General features: G+C 38.7%; 22 protein-coding genes and 1 other annotated feature. Of the genes, 3 read left to right on the forward strand and 19 right to left on the reverse strand.

Annotated elements, in window-relative coordinates; all coding sequences use genetic code 11:
• Positions 1–62: 62 nt before the first annotated feature.
• Together NSU19_RS13870 and NSU19_RS13875 are read left to right on the forward strand one after the other, a co-directional pair.
• A complete protein-coding gene (locus NSU19_RS13870) occupies positions 63–1,151 on the forward strand; it encodes an IscS subfamily cysteine desulfurase (protein WP_063388165.1) in 1,089 nt (362 codons plus the stop codon).
• A 22-nt stretch (positions 1,152–1,173) separates the two neighbouring features.
• Positions 1,174–1,713 (forward strand): transcription repressor NadR, encoded by a 540-nt coding sequence (locus NSU19_RS13875; RefSeq protein ID WP_063387960.1) that lies wholly within the window; start codon positions 1,174–1,176, stop codon positions 1,711–1,713.
• Between the two features lie 41 nt (positions 1,714–1,754).
• Here NSU19_RS13875 and pheA read toward each other — a convergent pair whose 3' ends face one another.
• The 11 genes from pheA to NSU19_RS13930 form a co-directional block, all read right to left on the reverse strand.
• A complete protein-coding gene (gene pheA, locus NSU19_RS13880; protein WP_063387959.1) occupies positions 1,755–2,609 on the reverse strand; it encodes a prephenate dehydratase in 855 nt (284 codons plus the stop codon).
• A 22-nt stretch (positions 2,610–2,631) separates the two neighbouring features.
• Positions 2,632–3,075, reverse strand: a complete 444-nt coding sequence (locus NSU19_RS13885) for an ACT domain-containing protein (protein WP_063387958.1) — start codon at positions 3,073–3,075, stop codon at positions 2,632–2,634.
• A 67-nt stretch (positions 3,076–3,142) separates the two neighbouring features.
• Positions 3,143–4,438 carry a GTPase ObgE gene (obgE, locus tag NSU19_RS13890; protein WP_327856489.1) on the reverse strand — a complete coding sequence of 432 codons (1,296 nt, stop codon included), beginning with the start codon at positions 4,436–4,438 and terminating at the stop codon, positions 3,143–3,145.
• 28 nt (positions 4,439–4,466) lie between these two features.
• On the reverse strand, positions 4,467–5,015 hold the full coding sequence (locus NSU19_RS13895; protein WP_066249564.1) for a Spo0B C-terminal domain-containing protein: 549 nt from the start codon (positions 5,013–5,015) through the stop codon (positions 4,467–4,469).
• A 120-nt stretch (positions 5,016–5,135) separates the two neighbouring features.
• The gene (gene rpmA / locus NSU19_RS13900) at positions 5,136–5,426 is read right to left on the reverse strand and encodes a 50S ribosomal protein L27 (protein WP_063387955.1); all 291 of its coding nucleotides are present in this window, start codon (positions 5,424–5,426) and stop codon (positions 5,136–5,138) included.
• A 12-nt stretch (positions 5,427–5,438) separates the two neighbouring features.
• On the reverse strand, positions 5,439–5,777 hold the full coding sequence (locus NSU19_RS13905) for a ribosomal-processing cysteine protease Prp (RefSeq protein ID WP_063387954.1): 339 nt from the start codon (positions 5,775–5,777) through the stop codon (positions 5,439–5,441).
• Between the two features lie 15 nt (positions 5,778–5,792).
• Complete coding sequence (gene rplU / locus NSU19_RS13910) at positions 5,793–6,101, reverse strand: 50S ribosomal protein L21 (protein ID WP_063387953.1); 309 nt, start codon at positions 6,099–6,101, stop codon at positions 5,793–5,795.
• A 13-nt stretch (positions 6,102–6,114) separates the two neighbouring features.
• Positions 6,115–6,190, reverse strand: a sequence feature (ribosomal protein L21 leader region).
• Positions 6,191–6,241: 51 nt separating this feature from the next.
• Positions 6,242–7,708 carry an Rne/Rng family ribonuclease gene (locus tag NSU19_RS13915; RefSeq protein WP_339196943.1) on the reverse strand — a complete coding sequence of 489 codons (1,467 nt, stop codon included), beginning with the start codon at positions 7,706–7,708 and terminating at the stop codon, positions 6,242–6,244.
• Positions 7,709–7,767: 59 nt separating this feature from the next.
• Positions 7,768–8,634, reverse strand: coding sequence for a M50 family metallopeptidase (locus tag NSU19_RS13920; RefSeq protein ID WP_339196944.1), 867 nt, complete (start codon positions 8,632–8,634; stop codon positions 7,768–7,770).
• Positions 8,627–9,421: a M23 family metallopeptidase gene (locus NSU19_RS13925; RefSeq protein ID WP_339196946.1), complete on the reverse strand. Its 795-nt coding sequence runs from the start codon at positions 9,419–9,421 to the stop codon at positions 8,627–8,629. The genes NSU19_RS13920 and NSU19_RS13925 overlap by 8 nt, the downstream gene beginning before the upstream one ends.
• A gap of 334 nt (positions 9,422–9,755) precedes the next feature.
• Positions 9,756–10,994: an Nramp family divalent metal transporter gene (locus tag NSU19_RS13930; protein WP_339196949.1), complete on the reverse strand. Its 1,239-nt coding sequence runs from the start codon at positions 10,992–10,994 to the stop codon at positions 9,756–9,758.
• A 406-nt stretch (positions 10,995–11,400) separates the two neighbouring features.
• On the opposite strand from NSU19_RS13930, the gene NSU19_RS13935 reads away from it, so the two are divergent.
• Complete coding sequence (locus NSU19_RS13935) at positions 11,401–11,952, forward strand: nitroreductase (protein WP_339196951.1); 552 nt, start codon at positions 11,401–11,403, stop codon at positions 11,950–11,952.
• 184 nt (positions 11,953–12,136) lie between these two features.
• On the opposite strand, the gene minD is transcribed toward NSU19_RS13935, so the two are convergent.
• From minD to NSU19_RS13975, 8 genes are all read right to left on the reverse strand, one after another.
• Positions 12,137–12,940 (reverse strand): septum site-determining protein MinD, encoded by an 804-nt coding sequence (minD, locus tag NSU19_RS13940; RefSeq protein WP_327856493.1) that lies wholly within the window; start codon positions 12,938–12,940, stop codon positions 12,137–12,139.
• Complete coding sequence (gene minC, locus NSU19_RS13945; RefSeq protein ID WP_082829524.1) at positions 12,933–13,637, reverse strand: septum site-determining protein MinC; 705 nt, start codon at positions 13,635–13,637, stop codon at positions 12,933–12,935. Before minC ends, minD begins: the two co-directional genes overlap by 8 nt.
• A 58-nt stretch (positions 13,638–13,695) precedes the next feature.
• On the reverse strand, positions 13,696–14,214 hold the full coding sequence (mreD, locus tag NSU19_RS13950) for a rod shape-determining protein MreD (RefSeq protein ID WP_339196955.1): 519 nt from the start codon (positions 14,212–14,214) through the stop codon (positions 13,696–13,698).
• Positions 14,211–15,095 (reverse strand): rod shape-determining protein MreC, encoded by an 885-nt coding sequence (gene mreC / locus NSU19_RS13955; RefSeq protein WP_063387943.1) that lies wholly within the window; start codon positions 15,093–15,095, stop codon positions 14,211–14,213. Before mreC ends, mreD begins: the two co-directional genes overlap by 4 nt.
• 16 nt (positions 15,096–15,111) lie before the next feature.
• Entirely contained in the window at positions 15,112–16,134 is a 1,023-nt protein-coding gene (locus tag NSU19_RS13960; protein ID WP_063387942.1) for a rod shape-determining protein, read from the reverse strand.
• Positions 16,135–17,643: 1,509 nt separating this feature from the next.
• Entirely contained in the window at positions 17,644–18,321 is a 678-nt protein-coding gene (radC, locus tag NSU19_RS13965) for a DNA repair protein RadC (RefSeq protein ID WP_130156096.1), read from the reverse strand.
• A gap of 18 nt (positions 18,322–18,339) precedes the next feature.
• A complete protein-coding gene (locus tag NSU19_RS13970) occupies positions 18,340–18,906 on the reverse strand; it encodes a Maf family protein (protein ID WP_094246292.1) in 567 nt (188 codons plus the stop codon).
• A gap of 199 nt (positions 18,907–19,105) precedes the next feature.
• Complete coding sequence (locus tag NSU19_RS13975) at positions 19,106–20,041, reverse strand: SPOR domain-containing protein (RefSeq protein WP_339196957.1); 936 nt, start codon at positions 20,039–20,041, stop codon at positions 19,106–19,108.
• Between the last annotated feature and the right edge of the window lie 97 nt (positions 20,042–20,138).

The raw sequence follows: 20,138 nt of genomic DNA on the forward strand, positions 1-20,138 counted from the left end.
AAGGCTTGAATAGAGAGGGGCGAAAACAATTGATATACTTTGATTTTGCAGCAACGACCCCCATGAGTGAAAAAGCGATTGCTTCATACACCGAAGCGGCAAAATTTGCTTACGGAAACTCAAGCAGTCTGCATGATATCGGCGGCAAAGCGTATGAACTATTGACAGCGTCAAGGAAAGCATTTGCAGCGTTATTAGGAGGAGATCCAAACGGTGTTTATTTTACTAGCGGCGGTTCTGAAGGCAACATACTGGCCATCCAATCATTATTAAATAGCACGCCAAACAAAAAGCATATTATTGCTTCTTCACTTGAACATGCATCCATTGACCATTATTTGTCTTTATTGCGTGCGAAAGGATATGACATTACATTTTTAAAGCATGATCAAAATGGAAATATTTTAATGGAGCATCTTGAAGAAGAAATCCGTGAAGATACGGCCCTTGTCACCATCCAGCACGGCAATTCCGAAATCGGAACAATTCAAAATATAAAGGAAATTGGCTTGTTTTTAAAAAAGAGGAAAATATACTTTCATACCGATTGTGTGCAAACGTTTGGAAAACTGTTGATTCCCGTCGATGAGATGAATGCTGATGCTTATACATTTTCTTCACATAAAATTTACGGTCCAAAGGGCGTAGGAGCAGTGTATATTCATCCAGCAGCAAGCTGGTCGCCAGTGATTCCCGGAACAACACATGAGGACGGATTTCGTCCAGGCACTGTCAACGTTCCAGGCATTTTTTCCTTTGTCACTGCCGCAAATGAGTTTTATAATCAAAGAGAGAAGCATTTTAACCATTTCATCAAGCTCAAGCAGCATTTGATCAGCCAATTAAAGACACAGCTGCCCACGATAACGATTGTCAATGAAACGAAAAAAGAGGTTCTCCCAAATATTGTTGGTGTTGTCACAAACAGTTTAGAAGGTCAATTTGTAATGCTCGAATTGAACCGAAAAGGATTTGCGGTCTCAACTGGAAGCGCCTGTCAAGCTGGAAATAGTCATCCTTCTAAAACCCTTCTTTCAATCGGCTTTGACAAAGATTCCGCTCATCAATTTATTCGTATTTCCTTTGGAATTACAAATACAATCTCGGAAGTCGATGAGCTTATCAATGCGATTCTATCCATCGTTCGATAAGAGTTTTGAAAGGTTGGTGTTTATGGAAAAAATATTAGGGGACAAGCGGAGGGAAGTGATTCTCGAATGGTTGAAAAATGAAAATCGGCCGATCACGGGAGGGGAATTGGCCTCACGGACGAATGTCAGCCGTCAAGTCATCGTTCAAGATATTTCTCTTTTAAAAGCACTCGGAGAACCGATTTTAGCCACAAGTCAGGGATATATGTATTTAAAAGAAAGAACGAATGAGGCAAAAAAAGCGAAACGTCTTATTGCCTGCAAGCACGCTCCGGAAAAAACAAAGGAGGAATTGAACATTATTGTTGATTACGGAGCGACCGTAAAAGATGTAATCGTTGAACATCCAGTGTATGGGGACTTGACCGCATCGATTATGGTAAGCAATCGAAAAGAAGTAGATGAGTTCATAAAAAAAATCGAAACAACAAACGCCTCTTATTTGTCGGAATTAACGAACGGCATTCATTTGCACACCATTCTTGCCGACAATGAAAAAACTTTAAATGAAGTTTGTGCAGCTCTTGATCAAGCAGGATTTTTAATTCGTGACGATCATTGATTAATCAAGCCAGGCATCCTGCAATGGATGCTCGGCTTTTTTTATAGTTTATAAGCCGGAAAGCTTCCGAGAATCTTGACGCCGCAGCCTAAAGCCTCCAGTTCTTGGATTGCCCCGGGTATTAAAACATCATCCATTTTTGATTCTATATCTATAATAAACAAGTAATCTCCTAATCCCGTTTTCATTGGACGAGATTCAATTTTTGATAAATTCAGTTTTCTCCATGCAAATGCAGACAATACTTGATGCAGGGCGCCTACATGGTCTGTCGGCAACGTTACAACTAATGTCGTCTTTTCACCGACTTTATTATGGTGGTTATTTTCTATTTGAAAATCTTGATCCGGATGTAAAATAACAAATCGTGTATGGTTGTAATCATAATCGTGAATATTATATTTCACAATAGCTAAATCATACTCTTTTGCCGCCAACTCATTGGCAATGACAGCCATATTTTCTTCCGGATGTTGATGGATATATTCTGCAGCGGCTCCTGTCGATGTGGCATATTCGATCGAAACATCCGGCATATGCTCATGTAAAAATTTATGGCATTGTGCAATAGCATGTGAATGAGAAAATACTTTTTCGATTTTTTTCCAATCATCCTTCCTGCAAGGATGAACCATTAAATGCTGCTTGATTGGAACAACAATTTCACCGACAATATGCAGTGTATTTTCATGAATTAAATAATCAATTGTAAGATTGACCGACCCCTCAAGCGCGTTTTCAAGCGGAACAACGGCAATGTTTGTTTCTTGCTTGACGACTGCATCCATGACATGTGGAATCGTTCGGTAAGGGACTAGTTTTACATCGTTTTCAAAAAATTTTGAGACGGCCAAATGAGTAAATGTTGCTTTCGGTCCCAAATAGCTGATTTTCATCTGTATATCTTCCTTCCTAATTCTATGCACCTGAACTTAATAGTTCGACCTTTTCTACAAATTCTAGCTTCCGCAATTTTAATAATAAAACGTTCATATCTTCTTTCATTCCGTTCGTGTTTAATGATAAAGTCACATTGGCTCTCCCTTGAATCGGAATGGTTTGGTGAATTGTCAGCACATTGCAGCCTGCTTCAGCCACAACTTTAAGCAAATGCGACAGCGTTCCGGAACGATCTTCTAAATGGAAAAACAACGTAATGATTTTTTCTTTGACAACAGTATGAAAAGGAAAAACCGCGTCTCTGTATTTATAAAACGCACTTCGGCTCAAGTCAACGAGCTGCACTGCTTCTTGAACGGACGAGACTTTGCCTCGTTCAAGAAGCTTTTTCACTTCGAGCGTTTTTTTCATTGCTTCCGGCAGCACATCTTCCCTTACCAAATAAAAAATTTCGTCTTTCATCTACCGTCTCCTTTCCCACCCATATGCGATGAAGCATGAAGGACACAGATTTTATGTGCAAAATGTTTTATTCAATGAATTCAAATTCAAATTCCAGCAGCCTTACTGTATCCCCATCTTTTGCACCGCGCTCTCTTAATGCGTCGTCTACCCCCATTTTGCGAAGCTGTCTTGCAAAACGGCGAACGGATTCGTCTCTTGAAAAATCGGTCATTTTAAACAGCTTTTCAACCTTTTCACCTGATAAAATAAACGCTCCATCGCTGTCACGGCTGATGGTAAAGCTCGGCTTTTCATCCTTTAATGTATACACGACACGATTCGGAGCAGATGTTTCCGTTTCGTCAAAGTAAAGAGGGAATTCCGGCGTTTTTTCCAATAAATCGGCAATAGCAAATAACAGCTCGCGAATTCCTTGGCGTGTAACGGCTGATATTGGAAAAATGCTGACATTTTTGTCTTGCAGCTTTCTTTTAAATTGTGAAAGATTTTCAGCAGCATTTGGCATATCCATTTTGTTGGCGACAACAATTTGCGGCCGCTCCGTCAGCCTTAAATTATATTGTTTTAATTCTTCATTGATCGTCAGGTAATCCTCATACGGATCACGGCCTTCCATTGCGGACATATCAATGACATGAACGATGACTCTTGTTCTTTCAATATGACGCAAAAATTGATGTCCAAGACCTACTCCTTGATGAGCGCCTTCAATAAGACCCGGTAAATCTGCCATCACAAAACTGCGTCCGTCTTCGGTCTCAACAACACCTAAATTCGGCACTATCGTTGTAAAATGGTAGGCAGCGATTTTTGGTTTAGCACTTGATACAACTGATAAAAGAGTGGACTTCCCAACGCTCGGAAATCCGACAAGCCCGACATCAGCCAAAAGCTTTAATTCCAATGTTACATATCGTTCTTCGCCCGGCTCTCCTTTTTCGCATATTTCGGGCGCCGGATTCGTTGGCGAGGCAAATCGGGTGTTTCCTCTGCCGCCCCGTCCTCCTTTGGCAATCACGCTTCTTTGCCCGTGCTCGGTTAAATCTGCGATCACTTCTTTTGTATCATCATCTATTACAACAGTACCGGGAGGAACTTTCACAACAAGGGGGTCGGCATTTTTCCCGTGCTGATTTTTAGACATCCCGTTTTCGCCTTTTGGAGCTTTAAAATGTTTTTTATAGCGAAAATCCATTAACGTCCGAAGACCTTCATCCACTTCAAAAATCACATCTCCGCCCTTTCCGCCGTCTCCCCCTGCAGGGCCTCCTTTCGGAACATATTTTTCACGGCGGAAAGCAACCATGCCGTTCCCGCCATCTCCGCCCTTCACATATACCTTCACTTGATCGACAAACATTGAGCTTCAGCCTCCTTTCATTGTTTCATCACGACTTACTGACCATCAATGTAAATTCATATGTATCAAAATGTATTTGTTGAATGGTGATTGCATCTGATTGGTACTGCTCTAAAAATGTTAAAAGAGTCTTATCATCCGTTAGTATACCATTAAAATCATAAAAGAACCGGACATTGTTTTCTGTTTTAAAGAGTTCTAATGTTACGGTTATATGATTTTCTTGTTTTTTATCAATATTTTGATTAAGGATTTGAAAAAGATCTGTTGTAAAATGGAACATTTCCTCATCTAGACCAGAACAATCCATCGCTTCCCCTAGCACTTCATAATCCAAAATGAGAAGGTGTCCTTTCCAGTTATATGTTAAAAGCAGCTCTGCAAAACTGGGCATGTTTAAATTGCAAAGTTTTGATTCTTGCTTTGCTTCCACGACAATTTCATCAATAATTTCCTTCACCCGATCGTATTTTTTTAATGATAAATGGCCTTTAATTAATTGCAATTTATTCATCCAATCATGTCTGGAGTGGCTTAATGCGTCAACAATACTCCATCTCTCTCTTTGATCAGCCATGGTTCCACTCCCATCAAGCTATCTTTTTAAACATGTACAAAAATTATATCAACTTTCCATTAAAAAAACACCGAAAAAGAAAACTCTAACCAAAAAGGCTAGAGTTTTTCAAGTGTTTGCTTATGCTTCTTTTGCTATCGGATACACGCTGACTTTTTTCTTGTCGCGTCCATATCGTTCAAAACGGACGATGCCGTCTACTTTCGCATAAAGCGTATCATCCCCGCCGCGGCCAACATTCAAACCAGGATAAACTTTTGTACCTCTTTGACGATAAAGAATGGAGCCGCCTGTAACAAATTGGCCGTCCGCACGTTTTGCACCTAATCGTTTTGCGATGGAATCACGTCCGTTTTTCGTGGACCCAACTCCTTTTTTCGATGCGAAAAATTGAAGATCCAATTTTAACATGAGTGCCACCTCCTAATCTTTTTTTGTAACGATTCGAATAAACTTTCCATACCCTCGCTCGATCGTTTGTAATGAAACAAGCATTCCTTCAAGCAATAATTGGATTTTTTCAAATGAATCCGTGTCAACTTGATCAGGAACCTGTACGTGCAAAAATCCGCCTTCTTCCGATTGTTCAACATTCATATCGACATTGGCTAAAGCTTTGATCGCATTTACTGCTCCAAAAGAAACAGCTGAAGCGCCTGCACATACGATGTCCTTCCCGTGCTCTGCGAAGTCCGCATGCCCTTTCATTGTAAACGACCGGATGAATCCTTCTTTCGAACGATGGATGGTCACATGTATCATATGAAACAGCCTTTATTATGCATTAATTTTTTCAATGACAACTTTTGTGTACGGTTGGCGATGACCTTGTTTTCTACGGTAATTTTTTTTCGGTTTATATTTAAAAACGATAATTTTCTTACCTCGGCCATGCTTTTCAACTTTTGCCGTAACCGTAGCTCCTTCTACCAGCGGGTTACCTACCTTTACGTTGTCTCCTCCAACGAAAAGCACCTTGTCAAAAGTAACTGTTTCACCTTCTTGAGCGTCTAATTTTTCCACATAAATGGCTTGACCCTCTTCAACTTTCACTTGTTTCCCGCCAGTTTCAATGATTGCGTACATATTCTGCACCTCCTATTTAACTAAGACTCGCCAGATTAGGGTGTCGGATAACCGAGCTTCAAACCCAAACTGAGCGGTTGTAGCACGGGTGCTACAAAAAACAATAACAAATTGATCTTAACAAAATATGAATGTATATGTCAATACATTTTGGAGATCCGTAAAGACACTTCCTCTTCTGTTCCCCATTGGCGAATTTCGAATCCTTTTACATGATCGGAAGGACTGAAGAAAATCTTCATGCCTATTAGTTCTTCAAGCTTTTTTAAATGTTGCTCATATCCACATGTAAAAAAATCGCAAACTTCTGGGGCCGCTTCTACAAGGACGGCTTCGTCATCTGATCCAGCATGTTCAAGAAGGGTTCTTTCAAGTTCAAAAGCAATGCTTTCAACCGTCCTTTTTCTTCCTGTTCCGCCGCATGCTGGACATGGTTCGAGCAAAAGCTCGGAAAGAGATTTTCGAGTTTTTTTCCTTGTTAATTGCAATATATTTAATTCGGTAAAACCGATGACTTTTGTGAAAATGCGGTCTTTTTCCAATTCTTTTTGAAACAATCTCAAAATCCGGCTTCGATCTTCCTTCTCCATATCAATAAAATCGATCAAAATGATTCCGCTCAAATTTCTTAATCTTAACTGCCGGGCAATTTCTTTTGCCGCCTCCTCATTGGTTTTTAAAACCGTATCTCGGTACGTATTTTTCCCCGAAAATTTCCCTGTATTAACATCAATGACAATCATTGCTTCCGTTTCTTCAATTACGATAAACGCGCCGTTTTTTAACCAAACAATTTTTTTCAGCGCCTTTTCGATTTCATGTTCGATTGCATAATAAGAAAAAATATTTTCGTTTTCGGAATAAAAATTAATGGAAAATGGGAACAATTCTCCGTAATTTTTTTTCAATTCTTTTACAGTGCTTATGTCATCAATGACAATTTCATCCAATACATGCGGTGAAATTTCAGCGATAATTTGCTCTACAAAACTTTCTGAACCGAATAATAAGCTTGGCACTTTTTTGCTTTTCAGCTGTTGTTCAAAACTGCTCAGCATGTCATCGAACCATTTTTTTATTGTTTGGTCATCCGCTCTTTCAGCAGCAGTTCGGAAAACGATGCCCCCTTTGTTTGAGCATAACGTTTCCCCGAGAAGCTGCAATCTTTTTCTTTCTTCCTGGGAAATAATTTTTTTGGAAATTGCTACCGAGCGGCCAAAGGGCTGATATACAAAAAAAGGGGATCGCAATTCAATATTCATTGTGACTTTAGGGCCTTTAAATTCTCCTGATTCTTTTACAACTTGAACGATTACCTCTTCACCTTGAGAAATAAAATGTCGGACATTTTTATTTTTTAATGCCTCATTCGTTCGGGACGTCTCAAAATATGACATAATGTCATTCCGGTGAAGATAGCCGTTTCTTCCCTGACCTAAATCAACAAAAACAGCCTCCATACCAGGAAGGACTTTTGTTACTTTTCCTTTATAAATGTTGCCGACAATCGTGTTTTTTTCTTTTATCCATACTTCCGCCAGTCGTCCGTTTTCCAACAATGCAATGCGTTCATCATCCGTTTTTTTATTTATAATTAATTGCCGCAACCCAACAACCTCTTTTCATGTATTGTTTCCTATTTCAATATCATGTTTTCCTGCAGGCGTCAATAAACGTACTGTAAATCGCCCATTTTTCTGTCCGTCTTTTTTTCCGAAAAAAAACTGTGCAGCAGCTCATTTTCATCAAGCTGAAAAAGTTTTTTTCCATCGTCCTCCACAATAATAGGGTGCTTGCAACCCCGCTGAAATTTCAGCAGCACGTGGTAAATCAAATCATCGCGATCAACAATGATCGGCTTTAACACTGTGAACGCTTGATGATTTCCATAATACCTTTCCATCAAGAAGCGAATATATACAAACTGTCTTTGTTTATATTCCGTATAAATGGAGTGGACGATAAAGGCTGCGATAATCCACCCGCTTAAAAGAGTAGGGTTGAAAAAAAGCAAAAAAAGGAACAAACATGAAAAAACAACTGCAGATATGCGAAGCATTTCCTTATGAGCAACTGAAAAAGGTTTTTGTTTGCTCAGCAAAATAAAAAGAAGCTTTCCTCCATCAAGGGGCCAAATGGGAAGAAGATTAAAAAGGAAAATAGACATATTAAAAAAAATAAACATTTCATATGTAGAGTCGTTTATGAAATTCGCTTCCCAAAAAATCCATGCAGCTATTTGCATCCATAAATGCTGAATCGGTCCAGATATAACAACAAACAGATCTTCTTTCAAGGGACGATTTCCATGCTCCTCCATTTCCACTGCACCGCCAAAAGGAAGAAGCTGAATGGACTTGATCCTCCATGAAAAAAAACTGGCGCAAACAGCATGCCCCATTTCATGAATAAAAACTATTGAGAAAAGGATGCAAAGAGCTTTAAATTGCGCTGTCATTGCTCCGATTGCAATCAACACCCAAAAGATAGGATGAATATGTATTTTCGACAATAAGGAAAAATATTTATTCAAATGAGATCACCTGACTCGGGTCAATAAATGTGTCGCCCTTTTTTATGGCAAAATAGTATGTTCCGTGCTGGTTTTGGCCTTGCTTTACTTTGCCTACAGGTTTTCCCGTTTCGACAAAGTCATACAGCGCTACATTTAGCTCTTCCAGGTTCCCATACCAGGTTTCTATTCCATCAGCATGTTGAATCACCACAGTCAGACCAGTATCCTCCTTCTTTCCAGCTTCAATAACAATTCCTTCATTCATGGCCTCTACCGTTTTATTATTTGTTTCGATCATCACGCCTTGCCCGGTATCTTTAAAGCTCTGAAGCACCTTTCCTGATGCCGGAACCGCATATTGGCTTTCTTTAGATCCACTTTCCTCTTTCGATTGTTTTTTCAAAAACGCTAATGGATTCCCAAATTGCTCTTCGTACCATTTGGAAACATATGCAAAGTTAAACTCCTTTTCCATCACATGGCTGACGAAATCTCTAGCTTTCAGAAATTCTGCCCGGTCATTTTTAAAAATAATACCGATCATCAGGACGATGCAGGCAGAGATTAGCAATTTTGTTATAAAAACGTCCGAACGAAACAATGGATGAAAATTTTTACTTCCTTCTGCCTCTACATAAAGAGGGGAGTCCGCGTCAACTTGCACGTTTTCTTGTGTGATTTGATTGATAAATGGAACAGATGTATCATCACTGCTGCTTGAACTGCTCGAAAGCATGCTGTTCATTCTTTTTCGTTTACGCTTTGCTATTCGTTTTTTTATTTCTTTTGCTCGACGATTCATCATCCATCATCCTTTTGCAATTTTGTACAAGTTTATGCCCTGTCCTTACCGTTTATGACAATAAAGCCATTTTGCATTTCTTAAAGCGATATCTAGGCAAATGTTTATCTTTGACCTTGATATAGAACTTTTACCTACAACCTAGTAAGTAGGTTCTTCACTGTTTTCTGGTTCAAAGGAATACTGGATGAAGCAAAATAAAATATGGCGCTATCCGAGAAAAGCAAAATTTTGAAATCAAAAAGAAGACCACAAAATGCTTTTGTCGTCTTCTTTTTGAAATAGTAGTATATGGTGAATTAACACAAAAGCTAGACTGCCTTTTATTTGAAGCCGCTTAACGAAATAGGTTGACTAGTTCATTGATCGATAAAATGAAAAATAAAACAATATTTAAACTCAAAAGTACGTTGAAAAACCATTTATTTCGATCTTCCTTATGAGGAAGATGCTTTTTACTATTAAGCAAATAGATAAGGGTCAGCGCCAGAAAGGGCATAAATAGCGCACCAAGGGCACCATACAAAATAATGAGGCTCACAGGTTTTCCTATAAAATGCAAGAGCATTGGCGGGAATGTTAACCAAAAAACAAAAAATTTATAAGCTTTTGTCTTACTTAATTGTTCTTTATTCACATCATGTTTTTTAACAGTATAGACAAAATCAGCAAATAAATAAGAGACGCCATTCCAAACACCTAATACTGATGTAAAGGAAGCTGACCAAAAACCGATGAGAAATAAGATGCGTACAGTTGGGGACAGCTCGTTTCCTAAAATGGTAGCAAATGATACGAGACCTTGCTCACCGTTAATGTTTGTATTCGTTCCATATAGTAATGCAGCCCCTAAAATTAATAAAGAAATTGTAAAAACTGCTGTAGTAATATAGGCAATCATGGAGTCAAATCTAACGTAGCGGAGATAGGATCGATCCTTCCAATTGTTTTCCTGCAGCCAATAGCCATAAGACGCCATGGTAATGGATCCGCCAACTCCCCCAATTAATCCGAGTGCGTAAAGCAGTGACCCTTTCGGCAACGCCGGAACAGCAGTGTCCATGATATCAGAAAGTTCCGGCAGAACAATAACAGCTGAGCCGACAACCGAAATAAACATAAGTAGAATTAAAAGATTCATAACTTTTTCAAATAGCTTATATTGCCCCATCCATGTTAATAAAAAACCTAACAAACCGCTTATAACCGCCCATACCCATAAAGGCAAGACAGGAAATAATGCAGACAGAGCCAATGCACAAGATGAAGTCGCAGCCGCTCCATAAACAAATCCCCAAATAACCGAATAAACGCCAAAATAGCTTGTTGCCCATAATCCCATAGAATGCCAGCCTTCTAAAATAGTTTTTCCAGTCAGCAAATGATATCGGCCAACACCCTCATTTAAGGCAAATTTTAAAATAGCCCCGATAATGATTGCCCATAAAAAGACAAGTCCAAAATTTGTACCGGCAACTAAGGCAGCAACTAGATCACCGGCTCCGACGCCCGTTGCTGCGACAATTAACCCCGGACCAACGGCCGGCCACTTTTTTGTGGATTTGCCATGTTCCATCACTGTCACCTTCCATCTGAGATTTGAACGTAGAAATGAGTCATCTAATATTTCTTATGAATGATCTTTCTCATTAGGGAATATAAATGTGCATGAATCAATTGCTGGATGAACATATTTTCGCATCATGCTGTTATATCTAGTTTTAGCAATTGTTCATCCATGCGAAACTTTCTCACTTATAATTTCTTATGTAAAGAATTCATATTTATTAATTGAATATTCTGTATTTTTAAGTCGATCGTTTTCATTGCTCTTGTATCAGCTGTTTGAAATGATTTCTCGCACCTGTCTCCTTCCCTTTGTAAACGATTACGACTGTAGAAATAAACATTTACATATCGCCTCAATTTTGAAATAATTCTAATTGAAAATCATTATTATTAAGGAGGCATCAGAAATACCAATGGAAACATACAAAGTAGCCAATATAATTAAAGAGCGTCGATCGATTAAAGAATTTAAGAAAGATCCAATCCCTAAAGAAGTAATATGTGAATTATTAAATACGGCTGTTTGGGCTCCTAATCATGGATTAAGAGAGCCATGGCGGTTCGTGCTGTTTATGAATGAAGGAAAAGAAAAATTAGTTGCTGCTATTGCACAAGAAACGAACAATGGAAAAAATATCGATCGATTACGAGAAAAGCTGCTGCCGATTCCAGCACATTTATTGGTAATCATGAAAGAGGATCCGCGTCAAAAGCAGTGGGAGGAGGATTTAAAAGCGACAAGTGCATTAATCCAAAATTTTCAACTAGCTGCATGGGAAAAAGGTATTGGCGTTATATGGAAAACAGGTGCTTATATTTATTCACCATCTTTCCGACAAAAAGTTGGAGTAGAACCAGGAGAAAAAATTGTCGGCCTTCTACATATTGGCTATCCTGACTCAATCCCAGAACCAAAACAGCGGACAAACGCAGAAGAAAAATTGACGATTATTGAATCATATTGAAAGGGAAAAGATTCAAGAGGAAATATTTTGTACAGCCTTCAAAAAATCTCCCACCTCAAGAGATAGAAGAAAAAACCGATCAGCAGGTGGGAGATATATCAGTGTGATGGCAGTGATTCTAATGTGTGCAAAGAAAAAAGCTAATGCCTTATTCAAGGAAGTGTGATTTTTAAATTGATTGAGGTTAAGCACGTACTCCAAAAAATTTTTTGATTTTTGCGATAACACCTTTTTCAGGCTCATCTAATGATTGAAGCGGAACCGCTTCACCTAAAATTCTTCTCGCAATATTGCGGTAGGCAATGGAAGCACGATTGTCAGGGTTCATTACAATCGGTTCACCATTATTAGACGCTTTTATTACCTCATCATCATCAATTACAATCCCCAACAAATCAATAGAAAGATGGCTGACAATTTCATCGACATCCAGCATATCACCGTTTTTCATTAAATGATTTCGGATCCGATTAATAATTAATCGTGGCGGCTCAATATCTTCCTTCTCCAGCAAACCGATAATTCGATCCGCATCTCTCACAGCGGAAACTTCTGGTGTTGTCACGACAATCGCTTGATCCGCACCGGATACGGCATTTTTATATCCTTGTTCAATCCCGGCAGGACAGTCGATAATAATATAATCAAAATCTTGTTTTAGCTGGTCAATTAAATTTTTCATCTGCTCAGGTGTTACGGCAGTTTTATCGCTAGTTTGCGCTGCAGGCAGCAAATAAAGAAAATCATTAAAGCGTTTATCTTTTACGAGAGCTTGATGAATTTTGCATCGTTCTTGGACAACATCAACTAAATCATAAATAATCCTGTTTTCCAATCCCATGACAACATCGAGGTTCCGCAAGCCGATATCTGTATCAACTAGACAAACTTTCTTTCCCATAATGGCAAGGGCTGTACCAACATTTGCAGAAGTTGTTGTTTTGCCGACCCCGCCCTTGCCAGAAGTGACCACAATTGCCTCACCCATTCATTATTCCCCCTTCAAGCCTAGTTAAATTGGGTCTCAGATGAGCTAATTGTTGAATCCGTTCAATAATGATTGTCCCATTTTCATCAATATATGCACATTCCATATCATTTCGAAATGATGGCTCCTTCTGATCGGGTGGCCTACTTAAAATATCGGAGATCCTCAGCTGTGTCGGCTTCATCAAGGAGGCGGCAATCACTGCATTTCGATTCCCTTCAAAACCAGCATGAGCTATGCCTTTTAAAGCCCCCATGACAAAAATATTGCCCGTTGCCATGACTGTCCCGCCAGGATTGACATCTCCTATCAGCAACAAATCCCCTCTAATTTTCAACACTTGCCCAGAACGGACGACTTTAGCAACTGAGATAACATCTGCTTCCTCTTTCCACTTCAACGCCTCTTCCTTTGAGATGACATTTGAATCAATTGCATCGACAATTAAATTTCTTTTTTTTCTTATTACGTCTTTTATTTTCTCCTCTTGTTCCTCCGTCAAAAAACGATTTCCAGCCTTTATCGTCACCCTGATCATCGGTTCATTTTCCTGAACATACTGCCTTTTGGAGAGCATCGAATCCAGTTCATTCACAATATCATGAAACGAACAGGAATCATCTAAATATAATGTTAATCCATCCTTTGTGCCTTTAATCGTTACATAATATGGTCTTTGAGCTTTCACGAAGTTCACCCCAACAAAAATCTATTTCGACAGCAATAACAAAAACTCCTCTATCAAACTTTAAAACTTAATCGTTGTGTTCACCTATTTTCAAGCCCAAAACGAATTTCTTTAAAGGATAGATTAACACACAAGCTAATACAAAATTCAGAGCAAGTGTCGGTAGCAGGCGATCAATTGTAAACAATTGCAGAGGAACAGCTGTCATCCCGATTAGTAAATAAATACCGTATGTGAAAAATTCAAGCAATGCAACGGAAAGCTCAGTTAAAAAAATTAAAACAAAAATATTGGGATTGAGCACCCGCAAAGCTTGCATCACTAAATATGCCAAGGTTGGAAATGAGAAAGCATATATGCCGATAACTTGCGTGTAAACAACATCGAACAATAAACCGAAAACAATTCCATAAATGACGGCAATTTTCCGAGAGCCGTACGCCGCCAAGATGACAATCATCAATAGTAAAAGATGGGGAACTGCCACTTGGTGATCTGAAAGAAAAGGGATCGGAACAAGATCAACGATGATGCTTTCCAATACGAAAATAAACATAACCATTACGGGGAGGAAAAACGTTCTCAAGAGTCTTCCTCCTCTTCCAATTGATTGATATCAACTGTTGGAAGAACCCGCTCGATGATCATGACACGATCTATATCATAAAAGTCAGCTGATGGGGTTATATAAGCTATCTTTGTTAATCCGTACGAATCAAGTTCGACTTTTTTTACTTTTCCGATCACTAAACCTTCAGGAAACACTCCGCCAAGGCCAGAAGTCGCTACAATTTGATTTTCTTTGATTTGAGCATTTGATTCAATGATGTTCATTTCAAGAGCATTTTCCTGCTCACTGTAGCCGACAATGAGGCCGAATACCTTTCCGTTATTCGTATGAACCATTGCTGAAATCCGGTTTTTTCTGTCGGAAGCACTTAAAAGCTGAACGGTGGACGTAAATTCAGAAGTATTTTTCACTTTCCCGATCAATCCTTTTGCCGTTATAACCGCCATGTCTTTTTTGATTCCGTGCTGTTCGCCTTTATCAATTTTGATATAATCATGCCAACGATCAGGATTTCTTGCGATGACTGTCCCTTGGATCGACTTATATTTTCTTATATCGTTATCAGCAGATAATTTTAATTCTTCTTTTAATTGTTTGTTTTCCTGTTCTAATTCCTGCAGCTTTTCCTCCAATTGAATATAATTATTCAGTTGTTTGCGAAGCAGCTCGTTTTCTTCGTATGTATTTTTTAAATGATTCAAATTCTCAAAGAAGCCCGCAATATATTGTGCGGGCTGATGAAATACCTTCTGGACTAGTCCAACCGAATCTTGAATAAACTTCTCCTGCCACGAAAGATTGCGGTCTTCCTTTAGGGAAAAACCAATCAATGCCACCAAAATAATGATCCCGACAAGGAGCACAATTAATCGTTTATTTAGAAAAAATTGTGGCATGATTTACACCTCTAACTTATCTGTGGTCTTTTGTACGATTTTTGAATAGGTGGATATGTTCAAGAGCTTTTCCTGTTCCGACCGCTACACAATCAAGAGGATTTTCCGCAATGATTACAGGCATTTTCGTTTCGTCGCTTATAACTTTGTCTAAATTGCGAAGAAGGGCGCCCCCACCCGTTAAAACAATTCCTCGATCCATAATATCCGCCGCAAGTTCAGGCGGAGTTTTTTCCAAAGTAATTTTTACAGCATCTACGATCGCATAGACAGTATCGCGTAATGCCTCTGAAATTTCTGTCGCAGTAATTTCAATCGTTTTCGGAAGGCCTGTTAACAAATCTCTTCCGCGAATTTCCATGTTTTCAACACCTTCCGGAGCGCTTGCAGAACCGATTTCAAGCTTCACCGCTTCCGCTGTCCGATCACCAATCATTAAGTTGTAGGTTTTACGGATATAGTTAATGATGGCTTCATCCATTTCATCACCGGCAACACGTATAGATTGGCTTGTCACAATTCCGCCGAGAGAAATGATGGCAACTTCCGTTGTTCCCCCGCCGATGTCTACAACCATGCTTCCGGTCGGTTCCCAAACTGGAAGGTTGGCTCCAATAGCAGCCGCAAATGGTTCTTCGATCGTATACGCATCTCTAGCGCCTGCTTGTCTCGTTGCATCAATGACCGCACGTTCTTCAACCGCAGTTATTCCCGAAGGAACACAAACCATCACATAAGGTTTTCGCGAAAAAATACCTGCATTTTTTGTTGCCTGTTTTATGTAGTATTTCATCATCGTAGCAGTCGTTTCATAATCAGCAATCACTCCGTCTTTCATTGGTCGAAGTGCTACAACATTTCCAGGCGTACGCCCGATCATATTTTTTGCATCATTACCAACTGCAACAATTTGCTTTGTATCAGTTTGCAAAGCAACAACAGATGGTTCACGCACTACAATACCTTTTCCTTTCACAAACACTAACGTATTGGCTGTCCCTAAATCTATTCCAAGGTCTCTCGTACCAATTCCAAACATAGCTGTTGTATCTCCCTTTCTTCCAAAATAAATACGTTTTTATATTCATGTAAATGTCTAATCATTATTGAAAAAACCCATAAATTATATTATAACGTAATTTTTCAAAAAAAAAAGTGCTATCAATACCCTGCGTAAAATAAAAATTTGCGAGGTATTTTTCATGAAACTTGATGAAAAGCTGATCATTGTGTTGGACGCCTCAAAAATTTTTACTAAAAAATTTTCCTAGTGGAGAATAGAGGATGAAAAATAGATGTCACAGCAAATACCGCCCGTATGAAAACCTTGATTTAATTTATCCATTGAGAATAATAACTTAAAAATATTACAAGTCCATACAAAAAATATTATTTTATGTTTACAAATCCCCCCTTTGCACTCTTTATTAGCGATGGTTTAGAATGTCATAAAAAATAATGGTTTTTTCAGTTGATTGTGTTTCAATTCAAATGACTCCAATAAAGTATTACATAACAATTCTGCCGAAGTTTCAAGTTCATCTATTATTGAAAATCACTAAAATATGAGATTTTTCTCCAACTTTGGCTCTTCTTATGTCGCAAACCCTTTGTAAATGCGGACATCATTTGGAGCTCGCGAGGCCGTGCAAATGTTTTTTTGAAATTCCTTCTATCATGCACTTATGTGTTGTAATAACGTTACTGCCCTGCTTCAAGCAGCTTTTTATCGTGCTTTGCGAGGCTGGTCAGTATGTTATTTACCGTTGATGTCTCCCATCTGTCCCCCTGCAAATTCAGCAAGACGGTGGTTGTTCGCATTACGTGTCTAGAAGCGCAAAAATCTGTCCGAAAAAGCGCTAGCAGTTCAGAATCCAAAGCTATTAACTGTAATACGTGTTAGGATTGATTTTAAATGAAGGTATACTTTTTCACCCATTTATAACTCGGGAAAATAAGTTTTTTAACCATATAAAGTGTGTAAAAATAACTCCTTTTTCGCAATGACAAAATTTTGGGTGAAATGTAATGATTATACATATAAGTGGTTTTCATAAAACTTTGTTGCTGGAACTGAGGTAGAATGACTAGAGTAAAATGAATTGTTATTTTTCAATAATAAGTTAGCTGGTCTGATGCAGTTGCCAAAAAAAGAACATCAATACAAATTCAAGTGCACAATCACATAGGCAGCAGTGCGACGAGGATCTTAACTTCAGAAGTCTGTAATCTTAAATGAAAACATGCTTCCTTACAATTCATTATAAAAGACAGGAGCATCATATGAGTAATATAAAATAGAACCTTATATATGAAAGTTTTCCAATAAAGTAAAGGGATGCTATTGATTATATATCAAGCCATTCTCCATCAGCAATAGATATTCAAAGATAAAAATTCATAAAACTGCGAATGTCATTTTTAAGCTTAAAAAATTGGAAGTCATTTATCAATAATTTCATAGATCTAATCTTCACACATCATAAAAAGAGGTGCACTTCATATCCAGTGCACCCCAACAATTGACATAGAACCTTTTAAAAAAACGTTATAAATATCCCTTTTCTTTTAAACTGACGTATTTACGCTCTCCGATTATGATATGATCTAAAAGTTCAATCCCGATCAGCTTTCCGCATTCGGACAAGCGCCTCGTGACTTCAATATCCTCTTTGCTTGGGGAGGGATCTCCTGATGGATGATTATGGATACAAATAAAAGATGCAGCTGAACATTTCAATGCCTCCTTGAAGACTTCTCTTGGGTGAACAATTGATGTATTTAAACTGCCAATGAAAATCGTTTGCTTATGCAGCACTTGGTTTTTTGTGTTTAAATATAAACCTACGAAATGCTCTTGTTTTAAAAAGCGCATTTCTTCCATGACATAATTGGAGGCATCTTGCGGAGAACGAATGACATACCGATCTTCGTATGCGAGCTGATGAATTCTTTTTCCCAACTCTAATGCTGCTATAATTTGCACCGCTTTTGCTTTTCCAATGCCGGGTATGCCCATAATTTCCTGAACTGACGCCTCTTTTAACATTCTAAGACCGCCGAATGTTTTTAAAAGCTTATTCGCCAGTTCAAGCACTGATTCTCCCTTTGTCCCTGTTCTCAATAAAATTGCCAGCAGTTCATGGTTGGAAAGGCCTTTTGGTCCGTTGTGTATCAATCGTTCCCTCGGTCTTTCTTCTTCTGGAAAATCTCGAATAGCGAGCATATCTTTCCCCCTTGTTTGTTACCAGTGAAATCCAAAATTTTTTAATTCTCTGTACAGTCTTGAAACAGGAAGACCGACAACTGTAAAATAATCGCCATCAATTTTTTTCACTAGCAATGAGCCGAAATGTTGAATTCCATAAGCACCCGCCTTGTCCATCGGTTCGTTTGTCTCAATGTATTCCAGGATTTCATCGTCTGAAAGCGGCCAAAAAGTAACTTTTGTTGATTCAGAAAATGTTGTATGCTTTTCACCATGAATAATCGAAACTGCTGTTAAAACAGTATGTGTTTTCCCAGAAAGTGATTTTAACATGTAATAGGCGTCACGGCGGTCTTTCGGTTTTCCTAGTATTCGATTTTCGAGGATCACCGCCGTATCTGCTCCGATGACATATGCATCTTTATACCTTTCGGCTACATGAAAGGCTTTTTGAAAGGCAAGTTTTTGAATGGCTTTTTCGGGTTCAGCTTCTTCGTCCAGCCTCTCTTCCAAATTGCTTTCAATCACAGCAAATGGTATTCCTAACAGCTTGAGGAGTTCTTTTCTTCGCGGAGAGCTTGATGCAAGTATGAGGCGTTCCATTTTTATTTCATCCTTTCAACCAATACTATCCGTATGTTATCAAAAAAGGCTTTTGCAAACAATTTTTCAAAAAAGAATTATCTAATCGCCATTAATAAAAACATTTATTCAATTTACAGAAAAAACTACATTATCTAAGGAAAACTGCTTGTGAAAATAAAAAAAGAAAACGAATGCTCGAGCAAACGCTTTCCCGTTATCAAGAAAGTTTTTCAAAAAAATCTAGCAGCGACTGCTGCAGGCTCCATAGCTGTTCATTTGCCGATTTTTCTGTTTGCAGTTTTTTTACTGCTGCCAAAATTGAATCGTCTTTTATTTGACCAGCCTCATTTAATAATGACTCTACTTTCTCTTGTTCCGGGGCGGTTCCATTCACAAAAGACGAAGACAGCTTCAGCATCTCCTCAACGACCGTTTTTGTTTTTTCGTTTTCCACCTTTCCTTCCCATTTCATCTTTTTCACAAACGTTTCAATTTGATGTGATTCAGCCATGTTTTTCAACTCTTCTGCTGTCTTTTTATCCAACGCTGCCCCAACGAATACGTAATGATCGCCGCCTTGTGAAACGATAACAGAAGGCAATCCTTTAGCCTTTATCTGCCCGCTGACGGTTTCCGCCCCTTCTTTTTTTGTAAATTTTCCGGCTTGTACCATATAAACTTCAAAAACGATGTTTTCCGCACCGCTTGGCGCTGAAGCATTGCTAACGTTCTGTCTGTGAGGAGACTTTGACACATCCCTCAATTCAGATGATACAGGCATTGAATCGTTTGAAATAAATTGCAGGGCTAAAACCCCAAAACTCAGTCCAAGAATAACAGCAAATATGATCGATATCACATAATTTTTTATTTTAGGAGGCAGCGTTCTGCTATGGTTCTTTGAGAAGGCTATTTTCGGGTTTTCTTTCTTATCCTCCTCATCATCCGGCAAAATCCAAGGAAAAGATGTCTCCTCTTCGTTCTTATCCTCTGATGCTGCCATTTCTTTTTCAGCCTTCACCTTTTCCTCCCAGCTGGATACTTTTAATTGTTTGCCAGTTTCACTTGGTTCAGCAGAAACATCCGTATCGTTGGAAAAATTGTTTTCCTGACCGTTGATTTTAATGGTTATTTTCGATGATGGCTTGTCCAAAATGATCACCGCCCTTTTTTGCTGGACAAACTTTTTTTTATGCTAACATATGTAAAATAAAAAAGAACGAGACATTTGTCGCCTCGTTCATAATTGT

It is taken from the genome of Aeribacillus sp. FSL k6-2211 (assembly GCF_037966125.1).
GTDB classification, from domain to species: domain Bacteria; phylum Bacillota; class Bacilli; order Bacillales; family Aeribacillaceae; genus Aeribacillus; species Aeribacillus composti.